The sequence below is a fragment of the Paraneptunicella aestuarii genome (genome assembly GCF_019900845.1).
GTDB classification, from domain to species: Bacteria; Pseudomonadota; Gammaproteobacteria; order Enterobacterales; family Alteromonadaceae; genus Paraneptunicella; species Paraneptunicella aestuarii.
Genome location: NZ_CP074570.1, coordinates 3,715,774 through 3,732,640, shown reverse-complemented (window position 1 = coordinate 3,732,640; position 16,867 = coordinate 3,715,774). Strand labels below are relative to the sequence as shown.

At 43.4% G+C, this 16,867-nt stretch carries 14 protein-coding genes; 8 read left to right on the top strand and 6 right to left on the bottom strand.

Annotation, left to right across the window (positions count from 1 at the left end; all coding sequences use genetic code 11):
* Positions 1 to 972 precede the first annotated feature (972 nt).
* The 3 genes from KIH87_RS14285 (at position 973) to KIH87_RS14275 (ending at position 5,523) form a co-directional block, all read left to right on the top strand.
* On the top strand, positions 973 to 2,355 hold the full coding sequence (locus KIH87_RS14285; RefSeq protein WP_408635756.1) for an MATE family efflux transporter: 1,383 nt from the start codon (positions 973 to 975) through the stop codon (positions 2,353 to 2,355).
* A complete protein-coding gene (gene uvrB, locus KIH87_RS14280; RefSeq protein WP_232358531.1) occupies positions 2,355 to 4,358 on the top strand; it encodes an excinuclease ABC subunit UvrB in 2,004 nt (667 codons plus the stop codon). The genes KIH87_RS14285 and uvrB overlap by 1 nt, the downstream gene beginning before the upstream one ends.
* Before the next feature lie 241 nt (positions 4,359 to 4,599).
* On the top strand, positions 4,600 to 5,523 hold the full coding sequence (locus KIH87_RS14275; RefSeq protein ID WP_232358530.1) for a LysR family transcriptional regulator: 924 nt from the start codon (positions 4,600 to 4,602) through the stop codon (positions 5,521 to 5,523).
* A gap of 85 nt (positions 5,524 to 5,608) precedes the next feature.
* Here KIH87_RS14275 and cysE read toward each other — a convergent pair whose 3' ends face one another.
* Positions 5,609 to 6,391, bottom strand: coding sequence for a serine O-acetyltransferase (cysE, locus tag KIH87_RS14270; RefSeq protein ID WP_456320194.1), 783 nt, complete (start codon positions 6,389 to 6,391; stop codon positions 5,609 to 5,611).
* A gap of 160 nt (positions 6,392 to 6,551) precedes the next feature.
* A complete protein-coding gene (gene queC, locus KIH87_RS14265) occupies positions 6,552 to 7,208 on the bottom strand; it encodes a 7-cyano-7-deazaguanine synthase QueC (RefSeq protein ID WP_232358528.1) in 657 nt (218 codons plus the stop codon).
* Between the two features lie 127 nt (positions 7,209 to 7,335).
* On the opposite strand from queC, the gene queE reads away from it, so the two are divergent.
* From queE to KIH87_RS14250, 3 genes are all read left to right on the top strand, one after another.
* Positions 7,336 to 8,010, top strand: coding sequence for a 7-carboxy-7-deazaguanine synthase QueE (gene queE, locus KIH87_RS14260; RefSeq protein ID WP_232358527.1), 675 nt, complete (start codon positions 7,336 to 7,338; stop codon positions 8,008 to 8,010).
* A 114-nt stretch (positions 8,011 to 8,124) separates the two neighbouring features.
* Positions 8,125 to 8,526, top strand: coding sequence for a hypothetical protein (locus tag KIH87_RS14255; RefSeq protein ID WP_232358526.1), 402 nt, complete (start codon positions 8,125 to 8,127; stop codon positions 8,524 to 8,526).
* A 116-nt stretch (positions 8,527 to 8,642) separates the two neighbouring features.
* Complete coding sequence (locus KIH87_RS14250; RefSeq protein WP_232358525.1) at positions 8,643 to 9,542, top strand: amino acid ABC transporter substrate-binding protein; 900 nt, start codon at positions 8,643 to 8,645, stop codon at positions 9,540 to 9,542.
* A 79-nt stretch (positions 9,543 to 9,621) separates the two neighbouring features.
* Here the strand turns inward: KIH87_RS14250 and asnB are convergent, their stop codons facing one another.
* Positions 9,622 to 11,292 carry an asparagine synthase B gene (asnB, locus tag KIH87_RS14245; RefSeq protein WP_232358524.1) on the bottom strand — a complete coding sequence of 557 codons (1,671 nt, stop codon included), beginning with the start codon at positions 11,290 to 11,292 and terminating at the stop codon, positions 9,622 to 9,624.
* Between the two features lie 511 nt (positions 11,293 to 11,803).
* Entirely contained in the window at positions 11,804 to 13,426 is a 1,623-nt protein-coding gene (locus KIH87_RS14240) for a M28 family metallopeptidase (RefSeq protein ID WP_232358523.1), read from the bottom strand.
* Between the two features lie 158 nt (positions 13,427 to 13,584).
* Between KIH87_RS14240 and KIH87_RS14235 the strand changes: the two genes are divergently transcribed.
* Complete coding sequence (locus KIH87_RS14235; protein ID WP_232358522.1) at positions 13,585 to 14,403, top strand: DUF3025 domain-containing protein; 819 nt, start codon at positions 13,585 to 13,587, stop codon at positions 14,401 to 14,403.
* Positions 14,404 to 14,452: 49 nt separating this feature from the next.
* Here the strand turns inward: KIH87_RS14235 and KIH87_RS14230 are convergent, their stop codons facing one another.
* The gene (locus KIH87_RS14230) at positions 14,453 to 15,082 is read right to left on the bottom strand and encodes a hypothetical protein (protein ID WP_232358521.1); all 630 of its coding nucleotides are present in this window, start codon (positions 15,080 to 15,082) and stop codon (positions 14,453 to 14,455) included.
* Between the two features lie 127 nt (positions 15,083 to 15,209).
* Entirely contained in the window at positions 15,210 to 15,908 is a 699-nt protein-coding gene (locus tag KIH87_RS14225; protein ID WP_232358520.1) for a Yip1 family protein, read from the bottom strand.
* Between the two features lie 179 nt (positions 15,909 to 16,087).
* Between KIH87_RS14225 and KIH87_RS14220 the strand changes: the two genes are divergently transcribed.
* The gene (locus KIH87_RS14220; protein WP_232358519.1) at positions 16,088 to 16,867 is read left to right on the top strand and encodes an ATP-binding cassette domain-containing protein; all 780 of its coding nucleotides are present in this window, start codon (positions 16,088 to 16,090) and stop codon (positions 16,865 to 16,867) included.

The window sequence follows — 16,867 nt, the reverse complement described above, 5'->3', positions numbered from 1 at the left end:
ATATTTTTTAGTTGCTTAAAGTTGCATCAACTTTTGCTTCATTTCTGATCATTTCAATTATTCGTGTGGGTTTTCCGTATCTAATTATCGTTTAAAGTGCCTGTGTATGATTATTTATACCGAAGAATGTGCCCTCAGTGGTGAGGCATATAAATGACAGATTTATGAAAAATCAATATATATACATGGCATTAGACTGTATAAATTAACAGTTTAAATAATTTTATAACCTAAAATTCGTGTGCGGAAAGTTAGTGATGGCTTACCTTATTTTTAACCAATATCCCTTAATCTGGCGTGGATACTGGGAATGCTTCAGTTATCCACCAGATCTGTGGATAACTATGTTAATGAAATTGTGGTAAGTGTCTCCAGGCCAGTGCTTTTGTTGTCAATACAATTTCTGAGAAAAATTTTAAAAAATAAAATTTTTGTTTAAAAACAATTGGATAAAATTGAGTGGTAAATACATTTCACTATGGAGGTTAAAAAGTGAGCAGGATAAAGGTTGCTTGTGTGTTGTTTTTATGGTTGTCGTGAATAAGTGGATAAAATTTGATTAACTCGACTTGATTTTTGAGAATTTTAGGTGTTGTTATTGCCTGCGAAATGTGGTTGTCCTTGTTCTCTCGAAAATGAAAAACGAGCTTTTCTCATAACTCTGAAAAATGACAGTTTTGTTAAGAAGTAAAACCTGAGTTTTAAGGTAAATTCTTTGGTATGAGTTAGAACGAATATTTGTATCGAAATATTCAGAAAGCGTAGTGTTATGTTGGTACATACTCTAGAATAGCCCTCTTTGGTCGGCATTTAATTCCGAGCCATGCATTCAATGCTCTGATGACGTAAATAGCTGTATTCACCAGGGCAGCACAAATTAGCACTGAATAGCCCTTCCCGACCAGTCTTCTGGTTCTTTGTTATTCAGAAACGTATTCCAATAGATATATACCTTCTACAGAGAACAAGCGCGTGAGCACAAGTAATAACAATGACTTATTGAATGGCCCCATCGGTCAGACAATTAAAAATATGACGATGCCAGTTGTGTTCGGCATGATCCTGTTAATGACGTTTGGATTGGTCGATACATTCTTTGTCAGTTTGTTAGGAACTGAGCAACTCGCGGGCATTAGTTTCACATTTCCAGTAACGTTTACCATTATTAGCTTGAATGTTGGGTTGGGCGTAGGTACGTCTGCTACCGTCGCCAAACTGCTTGGCGCCAAAAACGCAGATAAGGCTCATATTGTCGGGAGTGGTGCGATAACTTTGGCTGTGTTGGTTGGCATTTTAGTGACCTTGATTGGCTGGGTGACTATTGAACCCATATTCAACCTGTTAGGCGCTGAGCAAGGTCAAATGGTGTATATCAAGGATTATATGCATGTTTGGTATATTGCCAGTGTTTTTCTGGCTATTCCTATGGTGGGTAACAGCGTACTGCGTGCCAATGGCGACACCAAAACACCCAGCATGATTATGGCTTATGGTGGTTTAATTAATGCCGTTTTGGATCCTATCTTGATTTTTGGCTTTGGTCCTATTCCTGCCTTGGGTATTCAAGGTGCGGCTATTGCAACAATGATTGCCTGGGCCGTGGGAAGTGGCCATGTCATCTATTTGTTGGCGATAAAACGTAAGTTGATCCTGCCACGCTTGCTACGTCCTTCTGAATTTAATGATGCATTTAGCGGTATTCTAAAAATCGGTATTCCTGCTGCGGGTTCCAATATGTTGACTCCGATCGCAAATGGGGTGCTTACTGCTATTGTCGCGGGTTATGGTTCTGCGGCTGTTGCAACCTGGGGGGTTGGAAGCCGTCTGGAATCTATTGCGGGTATCGTGACTTTATCCTTGTCGATGACTTTGCCACCTTTCATCAGTCAAAACTATGGTGCTGAGAAAATGCATCGAGTGAAGGAAGCTTATTTGAAGACGATGAAATTTATTATGGTTTGGCAGTTATTCGTGTTCTTCGTTATGTGGGCTGCTTCGCCTCTCATTGCTATGGCTTTTGCTAAAGATCCGGAAGTAGAACGCTTGATCCAGTTATTTTTGATGATTGTGCCACTCGGTTATGGCTTGCAAGGTATTGTCATTTTGACCAATTCATCCTTTAACGCCATGCATAAACCCATGTCTGCACTAGTATTAAGCATGATCCGCTTGTTTGTATTTTTAATCCCTGTGTCTTATTTGGGTAGCATGGTATTTGAATTGAAGGGCATCTTCTGGGGCAGCGTTGTTGCTTACATGGGAGCAGGTACCGTGTCTTATATTTGGTTTAATCGCTTACTCAATGAAGAAATGTCGTTGTCTGAGCAAAAAGAGGTTGCCTTGCAGGAGGGGTAATGTCCAGAGGATTCAAGCTCCACTCGAATTACCAGCCGTCTGGTGATCAACCCGGAGCCATTGAGCAGTTAGTTGAGGGATTAAGTGATGGTTTGGCATGCCAAACCCTTCTGGGAGTAACCGGTTCCGGTAAAACATTCACTATGGCCAATGTGATTGAACAAACACAGAGGCCAACGCTTATTCTGGCGCACAACAAAACGCTTGCGGCGCAATTATACGGGGAGATGAAAGAGTTCTTCCCGGATAATGCCGTTGAGTATTTTGTCTCTTATTACGACTATTATCAGCCCGAAGCTTACGTTCCCACTACCGACACCTTTATTGAAAAAGACGCCTCTATCAATGACCACATAGAGCAGATGCGATTATCGGCAACCAAAGCGCTTATGGAACGCCGCGATGTTGTTATTGTGTCGAGTGTATCTGCGATTTATGGTTTGGGTGATCCTGAGTCTTATATGAAGATGCTGTTGCATTTGCGTCAGGGAGACCTCATGGATCAACGCGATATTTTGCGTCGTCTGGCTGAGCTGCAATATAGCCGTAACGATGTGAATTTTGAGCGTGGTACTTTTCGCGTTCGTGGCGACGTGATTGATATCTTTCCGGCGGATTCAGACAAGCAAGGGATTCGGGTTGAGCTGTTTGATGAAGAAATCGAACGGATCAGCATTTTCGACCCTTTAACCGGCGCGGTTGAAAAAAATGTGGCCAGAGCGACAGTGTTCCCGAAAACGCATTACGTTACGCCTCGTGAAAAAATTCTTAGCGCTATCGACCATATCAAAGAAGAATTGAAAGAGCGTCGAGAGCAATTGAAAGACAATAACAAGCTGGTTGAAGAGCAGCGTATTACTCAGCGTACTCAGTTTGATATCGAAATGATGCTGGAGTTGGGATATTGCTCCGGCATTGAGAACTACTCTCGTTATTTGTCGGGTAGAGAACCCGGTGAGCCGCCACCAACCTTGATTGATTATTTCCCATCAGATGGCTTGTTGTTTATTGACGAGTCTCACGTCACGGTTTCCCAGATCGGTGCCATGTTTAAAGGCGATCGCTCTCGTAAGGAAACCTTGGTGGAATTCGGCTTTCGCTTGCCGTCAGCGCTGGACAATCGACCTCTGAAATTTGATGAATTTGAACGCTTGTCGCCACAAACCATTTATGTTTCCGCGACGCCCGGAAAATACGAACTGGAAAAATCCGCAGGTGATGTGGTTGAGCAGGTGGTAAGGCCAACAGGTTTGCTCGATCCCATTATTGAAGTGCGCCCTGTGTCGACCCAGGTTGATGATTTGCTATCTGAAATCCGTAAACGCACCGTGGTGAATGAGCGGGTCTTGGTGACCACGCTTACCAAGCGTATGGCAGAAGATTTAAGTGATTATCTCGACGAACACGGCGTTAAGGTGCGTTACCTGCATTCAGATATTGATACGGTTGAGCGTGTGGAGATTATCCGAGATCTGCGCTTGGGACGATTTGATGTGCTGGTAGGTATTAACTTACTGCGTGAAGGTCTCGATATGCCGGAAGTATCGCTGGTGGCGATTCTCGATGCTGATAAAGAAGGCTTCTTACGTTCTGATCGTTCTTTAATTCAGACTATTGGTCGCGCAGCCAGAAACCTTAATGGTAAGGCGATTCTTTATGGCGATACCATTACAGGGTCGATGCAAAGAGCGATTGAAGAAACCGAGCGTCGTCGTGCCAAGCAGGAAAGGTATAACGAAGAACATAACATTCAGCCGCAGAGTTTGAATAAACCTGTAACCGATGTCATGGATCTTGGCGAAAGCAAATCAAGTAAAGACTCACGTAAAGTGGCTGAACCGAAAGCAGAATATCGAACTCACAATAGTAAACAATTGTTGGCCGATATTGCGGCATTGGAAAAACGTATGTTTGAACATGCCCGTAATTTGGAATTTGAAGAAGCCGCTGCATTGCGTGATCAGGTAGAAATTTTGCGCGCAAAGATGGTTGAAGTTTCCTAGAGTTTGGAGTTGATAATTATCCGAATGGTTTTTCGTTATTTTTATTAAAAACAATAAGTTAATTTATTTTTTTCGTGTGTTTTGCTTATCGGGCAAAACAAGGATTTTGAAAGAATATTACAATCAGTGTTTGCGCATAAGAGAAATATCAGTATAGTATGCAAACTTATACCTTAGAAAACAGTGCCTGATAAGGGTGCTCTCAGAAGGATTTTTCTGCCGTTTTTCAGGTGACAAAATTATGCTGAATCGTTTGCAAGAGTCGGATATAAAATTACTTAGAGTCTTCTATGCCGTTGCGTCCTGTAACGGATTTACCGCTGCAGAGCCGGTATTGAGAATGCAAAGACCCAATATCAGTGCTGCGATCAAGAAGCTCGAAGAGCGACTTGATTTGGTGTTGTGTCATCGTGGTCGCGGTGGTTTCCAAATGACCAAAGAGGGTGAACTGGTCTTTCAGGAAACCAAGCGTATTTTCAACGCGTTTGACAGCTTCGTGTTTAACCTTAAGAGCTTACATGATGATTACTCTGGTCATGTGACTTTGGTTCTCATGGCAAGCTTGCCTCCTAGTGTGGTTGCTGCAGTTGCTCAGGCAGTGCGTAGCACAATGAAGAAATTCAATGATATTCATATCAACATTCAAACCCGCCTTTACCATGAAGTCGAGCATGTTGCTTTATCGGGTGAGTGCCATTTAGTGGTGTCCTGCTACGATATGGTTAAGCCTGAGTCAGTGAATTTTCACGAAATTAACGCCTCTTGTGTTGGGCGTTTGTATTGCTTGAAAGATCATCCACTTGCTAAAAAATGGGCGCGTAAAGTGACTCCTTTGAATGTGCAAGAATATCCTGCTGTCGGGATTTCAGGCATGCCATCCGGTAACTACGTGCGTGGTGAAAATCGTCTTTCTATTCAGACATTCTCAGACTCTTACGAGTCGTGCTTATCAGCCATACTGAGTGGTGAGTATGTTGGATTATTGCCTGACTATTTGGCGGAATCTGAGGTGGGGCGAGAGCTACTTACGCCAATTGGTGGTGAACTGTTCCAGTTTGAGCAACAGCTTTATGTACTTAATGGTAAAAACACGCGTTTAAACCCGGTTCTCAAATACTGTATTAAAGAGTTGGCTTATTTTATTGAGAATCAAGCGGGCCACTAGCTTGCTTGATATCCCCAGCACATAAAAGCAGCACATAAAAAAGGTGTCTAAGTCAGACACCTTTTTTAATGTTCACTGTGGATGATTAATCTGCACCGGCAAAGTCGGTTTGATCCATGGTTTCACCAGGGTTGCCAACACAAGTGCTTCTTACTTTGGCGGGGACACCCACAACGGTGACATGTTCTGGTACATTATTCAGTACCACGCTGCCTGCACCCACTTTGGAACCTCGACCAATCTCGATATTACCCAGAATTTTTGCACCTGCGCCAATCAACACACCTTCGCGAACCTTGGGATGTCGATCGCCTGATTCATTGCCAGTACCACCTAATGTGACTGATTGCAGAATCGAAACATTGTCTTCGATAACGGCGGTTTCACCTACGACGATACCGGTTGCATGGTCGAACATAACGCCCTTACCGATTTTGGCGGCAGGATGAATATCCACAGCAAAGACTTCCGAGTTTCTGCTTTGTAAGAATAGCGCTAAATGTTTTCTGTTTTTGCGCCAAAGATGATGAGCTAATCTGTGTACTTGAAGTGCTAGATAGCCTTTAAAATTAGCCAAAATGGTCAGATAAGTCTCTACCGCAGGGTCTCTATCGTAAACTGCTTTTAAATCTGCTAATGCAGCTTCCACAATGCTTGGGTCTTCCTTAAACGCGTCATCAAAAAACTCACGAATAGACAGGGCGGGCATGACATCATCAGCCATTTTATTCGATAGAATAAAACTTAATGCAGAGTCAAAATTACGATGGTTTAAGATACAGGCGTGAACATAGCTCGCTAACAAGGGCTCTGAGGTGACTACTTCCATAGCTTCTTTTTGAAGCCGTTGCCAAAAACTTTCTTTCACCATGATGTTACGCCTTTTTTTCTAGTGAGTTCTAGTGAGGTAATATTTTATTCCAAACAATATACGCCCTCATTTTAAAAATTAAACCCCGAGAATTGAAATTCTAATCTGAACTGTTATATGCATATGTCTGCTTAGGTCATTTAGTGTTCAGAGAATTTTACTCGTATAACAAGGGATCGGTGACACCGTTTTGCTCGAATGCCTCCAGTCGCTCCTGACAAGCACCACATTTGCCACAGGCTTTTTCTCTACCATTGTAGCAAGTCCAGGTTTGTCCATAGTCTAATCCCATAGTTAGGCCGTCTTTCAGAATGTCGATCTTGCTGTCATTTAAATAGGGCGCGTAAATGTCGACGGGCTCGTAGTTGGCTATTTGACATACATCATTCATCTTCAATACGAATTCGGGACGGCAATCCGGGTAAATGGCATGATCGCCTGAATGTGCGCCATAATAAACCTTGTTCGCATTCAGAGAAACCGCATAACCTACCGCCATCGACAGCAAAATCATATTGCGGTTAGGTACAACGGTTTGTTGCATACTGGGTTCTTCGTAATGGCCTTCAGGCACATCAATGTCGCTGGTAAGGGCAGAACCGCCAATCAGTTGATTGATGCTGCTGATATCAACGATTTTGTGATGAACGTCTAAATCGGCGCAGACTCGGGCGGCATATTCCAGTTCCTTGCTGTGGCGTTGCCCGTAATTGAAAGACAGTGCGTAGATTTCGCAACCATCACGCAATGCCTTGTGCAATACTGTAAACGAGTCCATACCACCGGAATAAATTACAACAACCTTTTGAGCCATGCCTTTGCTATCTCTATAATGCACGAAAAGCGCAATTTTAAATGACTGGTGGCAAGACTGCCACAAGCAATTACGTACCAGTCAGAGCGATTAAGTTTCAATAAGGACAAATAAGGATAAAGACCCGATGCAAACCGAATATAAAATCAATGAGCTGTTCCAAACCATTCAAGGGGAGGGGAGCTATACAGGTACGCCATCTATCTTTATACGTTTGCAAGGGTGTCCGGTTGGATGTTCGTGGTGTGATACCAAGCATACCTGGGAGATACCGGAAGACTTACAGCAATCACCTCGGGAAGTGCTCGCCAAAACAGCTGATACTGAGCACTGGTTTGCGGCAGATTCACAACAATTATTAGCGCTATTCAGTGAGCAGGGATATACCGCAAAACATGTTGTTATTACTGGCGGAGAGCCAGCTATGTACGACTTACGTCCTTTAACGACCGTGTTGCATGATGCGGGCTACAGTGTGCAAATTGAAACCAGTGGCACATTTGAGATTAAGGTTGATCCTCGAACCTGGGTGACGGTTTCCCCCAAAGTAAATATGCGTGGTGGCTATGAAGTGTTGCCAGATGCGTTAGCCAGAGCCAATGAAATCAAGCATCCTGTGGCAACAGAAGTGCATATTGAAGAGTTGGAAGCATTGTTACAAGCGGACGTAAAGAAAGATTGTTTGATATATCTGCAACCTATTAGCCAGCTTCCCAGAGCAACGAAACTGGCGATTGATACCTGTATTGCGAAGAATTGGCGCTTGTCGTTGCAAACTCACAAGTATTTGGGAATTCAATAAGTTAAATGTGAGATATCGCATATGAGGTGGAGCAAGTTAGCAGATCTTGTCCTATTCTTAATGTGATATTCACGCTTGAAACCAAGCGACAAACTGCATCAGAGGAGTTTCCCAATGCCCCAAAGTACCCAGGCTTTTTTTGATAAATATGCAAAAGCGTATAGGGCTTATGATGCCAATGCGGTTGCAGAATTGTATTTTATCCCTGCGGTGATCATGAGTGACGATAATAAGGATGTGTTTACCTCTACTCAGGATGTTGTGATGTATATCGAGCGCTTAATGGAGCGCTTAAGAAAGATTGGCGCTGTCGATTTTGTTCCTGATGTCTGCCAAACCATGCGCTTGTCTGACAATATCCAGTTTACCAACGTAAAATGGAACTTCTACGCGGAAGAGAATAAGCGCTTGTTTTCCTGTTATGTTTCTTACACCTTGCAGTCAGTGGGAGATGATTTGAAGGTGATAGTCACTGTCATGGATGATGAAGAGCGGGAATTAGCTAAACTGCTCTAGGCCGATATCTTCCTTGCAAGTAAAACAGAACTAACAACGTAAAACATTGTATAAACAGTGAAAATCAATGTAGGCTGAGCCCTGTCGCTGTATTTTTCCGGAGTAAGCAAAGCAAAATGCGCCTGTTTTTGAATTTGTTCATCGTGCTGATTGGGTTGAGCGCAACTGCTGCCCATGCTGCGACATGGAACATTCGTTACGCTCGTACCAGCGAAATAGTGGATATGTCAAACAGTTATCCATTGCAGGTATTGGGGTTAGCCTTAGGACAAACCAACGTTAAATACCGACTAATTCAATCCAACAAAATGGTATTACAAGGGCGAGCCATTGAGCAGTTAAAAGCAAACCGTGAAATCAATGTTATCTGGAGTATGACCGACACCGTTCGTGAAGAAGAGCTGCTCCCCGTTCGCATTCCGATTTATAAGGGCTTAATCGGATTAAGATTATTTCTGGTAACCGATGATTATGCCGACCTGTTAGCACCAGTGAAAGAATTGCAGGAATTACGCCGATTTACGCCAATACAGGGTTCTGATTGGCCGGATGTGAAAATTTTGCAGGCTAATGGCTTTGAGGTGGCAACCGCTTCAGATCATCCTCGAATTTACACCATGCTGAAATCCGATGCAGCCAGCTTTTTCCCGCGTTCCATTGTTGAAGTGTGGCGCGAGCTGGAACACGAAGCTTTTCCTAACTATCTGCATTTAGAGCCGCGTTTGGCTGTGCATTATCCCACGGCAACCTATTTCTTCTTCAACAAGAAGAACGTGGTATTGGCGAATTTGGTTAAAACCGGATTTGAGCGAGCCATTGCTAATGGGAAATTCGATAAGTTATTCATGCAGTTTCACCGCAAATATCTTGAAAAGGCCAATCTGGACAAACGTATCGTGTTTGAACTGGAGAACCCAATATTGCCAGAAAACACACCGTTAGATCGCAAAGAATTGTGGTTTAAAGCGGATAAGTCGGTAAAGAAGCAAGAAAAAGTAAAAGAAAATAGTGAGTAAGTGAAACTGGTCTAAAAAGTAGAGGCTTGCTGGTAGTGAAAACTCAACAAGCCCAACATTTTAATTCACGAGTGCGGCTCTACTTCTTGCTGCCGTGAATACCAATAACAGAGCGACCAGAAGGATCGGCCATATTCTGGAAGCTTTCATCCCAAGCCAGAGCTTCTACTGTGCTACACGCGATAGATTTACCACCGGGCACACATTTTACGGCACTTTCTTGCGGGAAGTAGTCTTCAAAAATACTTCTGTATAAGTAACCTTCTTTGGTTTCTGGTGTATTGATTGGGAAGCGGAACTCAGCGGTTTGCATTTGCTGATCGCTAACGGCTTCGTTAGCAAACTCCTTGATGGAATCAATCCAGGAATATCCAACACCATCACCAAACTGTTCTTTCTGACGCCACAAGATTTCAGGTGGTAGATACTCACCATTATCAAAGGCTTTACGCAGGATCCATTTCTCCATACGCTCGCCAGAGCACATCTTGTCTTTTGGATTTAAACGCATGGCAACATCCATGAATTCTTTGTCCAAAAACGGAACGCGAGCTTCGACACCCCAGGCACAGGTTGCCTTGTTCGCGCGAGCGCAATCGAACATGTGTAAGCGATCCAGTTTACGTACCGTTTCTTCATGGAATTCTTTTGCATTTGGCGCTTTATGGAAATACAGGTAGCCACCAAAGAGCTCATCTGAACCTTCGCCAGACAATACCATCTTGATACCCATGGCCTTGATCTTGCGGCTCATCAGGTACATTGGCGTTGAGGCACGAATGGTCGTGACATCGTAGGTTTCAAGGAAGTAAATAACGTCACGAATGGCGTCTAAACCTTCTTGCACTGTGAAGTGAATTTCGTGGTGAACTGTACCAATCATGTCAGCGACTTTTTTCGCTGCTAACAAATCGGGTGCGCCTTCCAAGCCTACCGCGAAGCTGTGTAAGCGAGGCCACCAGGCATCACTTTTATCTTCGTCTTCGATACGCTTGGCAACGTATTTGGCTGCAACAGCAGAAACCAGAGAGGAATCCAGACCACCAGACAACAATACTGCGTAAGGTACGTCAGACATCAAGTGGGTTTTAACCGATTTCTCAAAAGCGGCTTTCAATTCATCCAGATTGGACTCGTTGTTGGCAACGTTCTCGTATTGCATCCAATCACGCTGATAATACTGGGTCAGTTTACCGTGACGGCTCCACAAATAATGACCAGGAGGGAATTCCTGAACGGTTTTACAAATGGGAACCAGAGCTTTCATTTCTGAAGCGACATAGAAGTTACCATGTTCATCGAAACCTGTGTAAAGAGGAATAATGCCCATGTGATCGCGAGCAATCAGGTATTCATCTTTTTCCTGATCATAAAGAACAAAAGCAAACATGCCTTTGAGCTCGTCAATAAACGCTGGTCCTTTTTCTGCAAATAGCGGCAGGATCACTTCGCAATCAGATTTGGTTTTAAAATCGTAAGGCGTTGCTAATGCAGCTTCCAAATCTTTGTGATTATAGATTTCACCATTGACGGCAAGAATGTGATTATTATTTCGGCTAGTTAAAGGCTGGGCACCATTATCAACGTCAACGATTGCCAAGCGCTCATGGCAGAGGATCGCGTTGTCGTTATTCCAAATCCCGGACCAATCCGGGCCGCGGTGGCGCAATAATTTAGAAAGCTCAAGGGCTTTGGTCCTTAACTCGGAAACATCAGTTTTGATGTCCAAAATACCGAATATACCGCACATATATGACTGTCTCTCTACAGTTTGTGTTAATGGATGGTAGTCAACTATCGTAAGTTCGACTAATTACTACAAGCGAATCAAAAATTGCATAACAGTGATCGGATCAGAGCGATATGAATAACTATGCAAAAGGTAGACACTTGAATTTTTGTGTAGGGAAGGTTCAGATTGGTATTTTAATGTCAGACAAACGGTGTGATGTTTATTGTTACGTTTCTGTCACCTTCCTTACCGATTAAATCAGCCAATTTCGCAATGACAACAAATTGTCATTGAGATTGTTAATATTGAGATTATTCAAATTAATCATTTTGACTGAGCTTCTTTGGGTCAACCGACACAAGATAGTAATGCTTACGACTCTGCCAGTAATGCAGGAAATTGCAAGGGGGAATTTGCAAAAAAACGCAGATAATCGCACTAAACATGAAAAAAGGCTTCCGAGGTGGAAGCCTTTGGGTAAAAACCTATACTTTCTGGTCGCTATGACAACCCGAAATGGAATGTGAAACTATTCTGGACGTTGGAATTCGCTGGTTTTGTTCCATTTTGGCCAATCGTCAGAATTTGCCAAATCGTATCCCACTTCAAAAAACATTTGTGTATCTTCAATGATGCCGCCAAAGTCCCAGCTATCGCGGTATTCATCGCACACCTGATGATAGCAGCCGTTTAAGATGACTTTCATCTTCTTACGGTACTTGGCACTTTCTTCATCAGCAGATTCTGCACCACCTTCTGCATACAGCGCTGGCACGCCTTTTTTGGCGAAGCTAAAGTGATCCGAACGGTAGTAGTAACCTGCTTCCGGGCGATCTTCCTGAGTGATGATTCGGCCTTGGCGTTTCGCAGCTTTGGTCAAGTAGGTTTCCAATTCAGATTTTCCGAAACCGACTACAGCGACATCTTTGGTTCGACCCAGAATATTCATCGCGTCCAAATTCAGGTTAGCCACTGTTTTGTTTAGCGGATAAACCGGGTGTTCGGCATAGTATTTGGAGCCTAACAAACCTTGTTCTTCAGCGGTGACAATCAGGAAGCTAACCGAACGAGCTGGGCGTTGCTTCAACGAGGCAAACGCTTTTGCCATGCTGATCAGGCTGGCAGTGCCCGTTGCGTTGTCGTGAGCGCCGTTATAGATATTGTCGCCTTTCTTCGATGGGTCTTTGCCCAAGTGATCCCAGTGTCCGGTGTAGATAATGTGTTCGTCTGGTGCTTTGCTGCCGGGTAAAGTGGCAATAAAGTTATTGCTCTTGGAGCGTTTTAAGCTGCTTTTAACGGTTACCGACGCTTTCACGCTCATGGCTTTGGCTGTTGGGCCATTTTTCGCCTGTTCTTTCAGCTTTTCAAAATCAAGCCCGGCTTTTTGGAATACAGTTTGAGCGGCTTCAACAGAAAGCCAGCCTTCAACAGCGACTCTGTCTTTATTGCCGTTTGCCGTTACCAAATGGTACTGAGGGCCACTCCAGCTATTGGCAACAACCGACCAGCCGTAAGAAGCGGGAGCGGTTTCGTGGATGATCAGAGCGCCTGCGGCACCTTGGCGGCTGGCTTCTTCATACTTGTATGTCCAGCGACCGTAGTAAGTCATGGTTTTACCTTGAAACTTACCGCTGTCCGGGTTGGCAAATCCGGGATCGTTCACCAGAATCACTGCCGTTTTGCCTTTTACGTCAACACCTGCGTAGTCGTTCCAGCCGTATTCTGGGGCATTAACACCGTAACCTACGAAGACCAGTTCAGAATCTTTTAACGATACGGATTCTTGCTCACGGGAAGTGCCAATCACCATATTTTGTTTGTATTCGAAACTGTCATCACCAATTTGTAATGTGACATTTGGATCCGCTTCAATACGAACCAGCTCAACAGGTTGCAAAAAACTGCCATTGTTGCCGGGTTGATAACCTAGTGCAGTAAACTGCCTGGTAAGATAATCCAGGGTTTTCTCTTCACCGATAGTGGTGGGCTGGCGACCTTCAAACTCGTCAGATGCCAAGGTTTTTACGTGGCTACGTAAATCCGCTTCGCTGACGCTGTTATAAGCCTGATCAAAGTTGTTTTCACCTGCTTGCACGGTAAATGCAGCAGCTAGAATGGTCGTTGTTAATGTGCGTTTGATGTTGTTATTCATGGAAATTCCATCGTACATTTTACTTTGTAAAAATTCCGCAATAGAGTACACCGCCGAAACATAAAAAACTATGCTATAGCCGAATCATTGACCACTCTTGTATGTGCTTTGCGTGCAAGTATTGGCATTTAACCTGTTCTTCGACTGACAAGTATTTAATGAGTAAACCACATAATTACCGCGCATTTCCCCGTACTGAAACTTGGCAGGCGAGTCATTTTTCCAGTACACCTTTTTCTGATTTGTCTTTGTTAGCAAATTTTTCAGAACTATCGGATTGGTTGACTTCCGAGCAAATTAGCGACGTTTTGCATACTGCGAGTAAAGGTATGACGTTCATCGAACAGATTGAAGACGATCGCTATTACGAACAAATTATCTTTCAAGACCAGCAAGTACCTACACGTAGTAGTAATTGGCACGACTTCTTTAATGCCTGCATCTGGGGCTTGTTCCCTGACACCAAACGGGCGTTGAACCACATTCATATGGCTGAAATTGAACAGCATGGTTTAACTCCCCGAACACCACGACGCGATAGAGTCACCCACTTTGATGAATGCGGTGTGGTGCTGGCTTACGACGATCCTGAGATGGCGAACTTATTGCGAGAACACCAATGGCAAGCAGCCTTTGTTCAACGTAGAAGTGACTGGTTAAGAGGGTCTCAATGTGTACGCCCTTATGTCTTCGGCCATGCCAATTACGAAATGCTGATGAAACCTCATGTCGGCTTGACCGGAAAATGGTTGGGAGTGCAGGTTGGAAAAGACTTTTGGCAATTATCTCTAGCTGAGCAATATCAGCAATTGGACACTCGCTTGCTTGAGCTCGCTAATCAACCTCATAGCTTTACCAAAAAAGGCGAATTATCCCCCTTGCCATTGTTAGGCATTCCTGGCTGGTGGAAGGACAATGAATCAGAGGAATTTTATCTGAATACACAGTATTTTCGACCTAAGCGGGTGAAGCTATGAACGAATCGTGTTGTCCTTTTGCTTTTGAGAGTCAGTTCCAAACAGATTGTTAGGTTTTTGATATACGAATGAACCAACCTTCAGGATTAAAGTTTCTTCTATTTATGGTGTCGGATAGGTTATTAAACTTTCTGATTACTTTGTAAAAAAGTTCTAAATAACTATTTAATTCTTCTATTTTGGGAAAGTTAGCGAAGTGTTCCCTGTATGGGTCTGGGTGATTGGGGGTGTGATAATTTATATTAAGGATATTGCCATTTTCATCCTGATAAATATCAGCATAGTGATGAAGATGTTTAATGTGTAGAACTCTATTTCTTAACTCAAATAATTCAAAAATAGCTTTAATTCGTTCATCCTGATCGTTAAGCATATATTTAAATCCAGAGAGGACAATTGGAAGCTGCGAAAGCCTATCGTATATCTTCATGAAAAGGTAAGGTTTTATATGTTTGGTATATTGTTTCCCAAATTTTTTATGAAAATGATTTATATAGGCAGTATTTATTTCCCCCTCTATTCCTGCTGCTATTGAAGATAAAAATGAGGGAATCAGGAATTCATGGTTGCTATTTATTTCATGAAGAAGATGTTCAGCTGCTCTGCGAGCTGTATATATGCCTGCATTGGATTGTACGGCAACATCTGATTGCAATTTTTCTTGAGGTATATTTGTCATTATTTCAGCACCTCTTTACAGAGTGAGTGGTGTATTAAACGTTAGATTCTTAAACGAGTTTAGAATGATGCCAGTGTTGTCGCTTTTTTGTCATGCCGCACCGCGATGCGGCATCCAGTATTCTCAATCACGCTGCGAGCAGTAAAGCGAACCAGATAATAAAATAGGGGACAACCGCTATCAGGTACGTTTTACGGGATGGCAGGTTGGTCCACTGGCTTAAGCCAACGGCAATCAAATACATAGTCCAGAAGTTTTCCAGGCGCACCACTTGTCCAAACATCAGAAGTGGTGAGTCTAATGGCATATTAAACAGGAATGCCAACGACGTTGGGTTAATAATGGTGGGTAGCATTTGTTCGCTACCAAACAGCAGAATAATGACTGTGGCGATAAACCCGGCTATTACACTTGGCAGTGACACCCACCATCCGAATCCGTACCAGTCTGAAAAGTTGCGCGTGTTTTCTTCGTCGCTTTTGGTGAACAGGTTGATGTACACAGCGAATATGGCGTTAGCGATTGCCAAGCCTGCTGTCGAGCCGAGCATGGTTAGGTAACGCATTTGTTCGCGTGACATGCTGTTCTTGAAAGTTTCCTGTTCTGCCGGGCTGACTTGTCCATACTGTGAACTGGTTAGCAATTCCATATACCAATCGAAATCAATGGTTTGAAAATACAATAATCCCGGTAGCATATTAGCGGCAACGATCAGGAAAAAGGGTATCCATGACCAGTTTTGCTTTTCTCGCAGGGTGGCAAAAACCGAATTGGGTTTGAGTATGATTTGTTTGCAAGCCTGAAATGGATTGGAAATGGGGTGCATTATTTAGTGTACCTATATTGCGCCGTTGTATTTGTAAACCTGAGCGTATTTTTACATATTTTCTCGCAGATGACCGCTTTTGCATCGTAGAGTTATCTGTTTAGATAGTCATTTTTTGCGTTTAATCAAAGCTGTTAGGTTGTTTTGGTTAATTGATAATCGGCACAGGAAGAGTTCATTTGATCAGTATTCAACATATCGGGAAAAAGTTTGAATTGGCTGACCCCAAAAAATTGCAGGAGCAGGAATTAAAGGATCCTCGTTTGCGTGGGCGCTTTTTCCATTCCTTGCTGGATGTCAGTTTTGAGTGTGAGCGAGGCCAGGTGTTGGGGCTGCTCGGGCCAAATGGCGCAGGGAAAACAACCGCGCTTCGAATCTTGTCTACAGCTTTAACGCCAGATAATGGCGGCATTTTTGTGGATGGACAAGAACTTACTGCGCATCCAGACCAATTGCGTAAGAAGATTGGTTTTCTGTCAGGCTCTACTGGCTTATATGGGCGATTAACCGGGCGAGAAAACATTGAGTATTTTGGGCGTTTGCATGGGCTTGCTAATAAGGTGATTCAGCAACGCTTGGATGATGTTGTCGAGCGGTTAGATATGAAAGCCTTTATTGAGCGTCGATGCGACACCTATTCCACGGGAATGAAACAAAAAACAGCCATTGCTCGAGCCGTTATTCATGAACCTGATGTGGTGATCCTGGACGAACCCACAACCGGGCTGGACATTATGGCAACGCAAACGGTTCTGGAGTTTATACGGCAATTAAAAGCCAATGGCACGCCAGTGATTTTTTCCACCCATCATTTGGACGAAGTACAGGCTTTGTGTGATCAGGTTTGTGTTATCCAGTTAGGTAAAAACACCTTTAACGGCAGTTTTTCGGCATTTGCGGCTTTGTCCGAGGAATCCTTGCATCATTCCTTTATGCACACATTACAGGAGGCAGGTTGA

What these genes read in the sequence shown, in the direction of transcription:
- KIH87_RS14250 (WP_232358525.1), top strand. Translation starts at nt 8,643, where the DNA reads ATGCGCCTGTTTTTGAATTTGTTCATCGTGCTGATTGGGTTGAGCGCA.
- uvrB (WP_232358531.1), top strand. Translation starts at nt 2,355, where the DNA reads ATGTCCAGAGGATTCAAGCTCCACTCGAATTACCAGCCGTCTGGTGAT.
- KIH87_RS14275 (WP_232358530.1), top strand. Translation starts at nt 4,600, where the DNA reads ATGCTGAATCGTTTGCAAGAGTCGGATATAAAATTACTTAGAGTCTTC.
- KIH87_RS14230 (WP_232358521.1), bottom strand. Translation starts at nt 15,082, where the DNA reads ATGACAAATATACCTCAAGAAAAATTGCAATCAGATGTTGCCGTACAA.
- KIH87_RS14235 (WP_232358522.1), top strand. Translation starts at nt 13,585, where the DNA reads ATGAGTAAACCACATAATTACCGCGCATTTCCCCGTACTGAAACTTGG.
- KIH87_RS14225 (WP_232358520.1), bottom strand. Translation starts at nt 15,908, where the DNA reads ATGCACCCCATTTCCAATCCATTTCAGGCTTGCAAACAAATCATACTC.
- queE (WP_232358527.1), top strand. Translation starts at nt 7,336, where the DNA reads ATGCAAACCGAATATAAAATCAATGAGCTGTTCCAAACCATTCAAGGG.
- KIH87_RS14255 (WP_232358526.1), top strand. Translation starts at nt 8,125, where the DNA reads ATGCCCCAAAGTACCCAGGCTTTTTTTGATAAATATGCAAAAGCGTAT.
- asnB (WP_232358524.1), bottom strand. Translation starts at nt 11,292, where the DNA reads ATGTGCGGTATATTCGGTATTTTGGACATCAAAACTGATGTTTCCGAG.
- queC (WP_232358528.1), bottom strand. Translation starts at nt 7,208, where the DNA reads ATGGCTCAAAAGGTTGTTGTAATTTATTCCGGTGGTATGGACTCGTTT.
- KIH87_RS14240 (WP_232358523.1), bottom strand. Translation starts at nt 13,426, where the DNA reads ATGAATAACAACATCAAACGCACATTAACAACGACCATTCTAGCTGCT.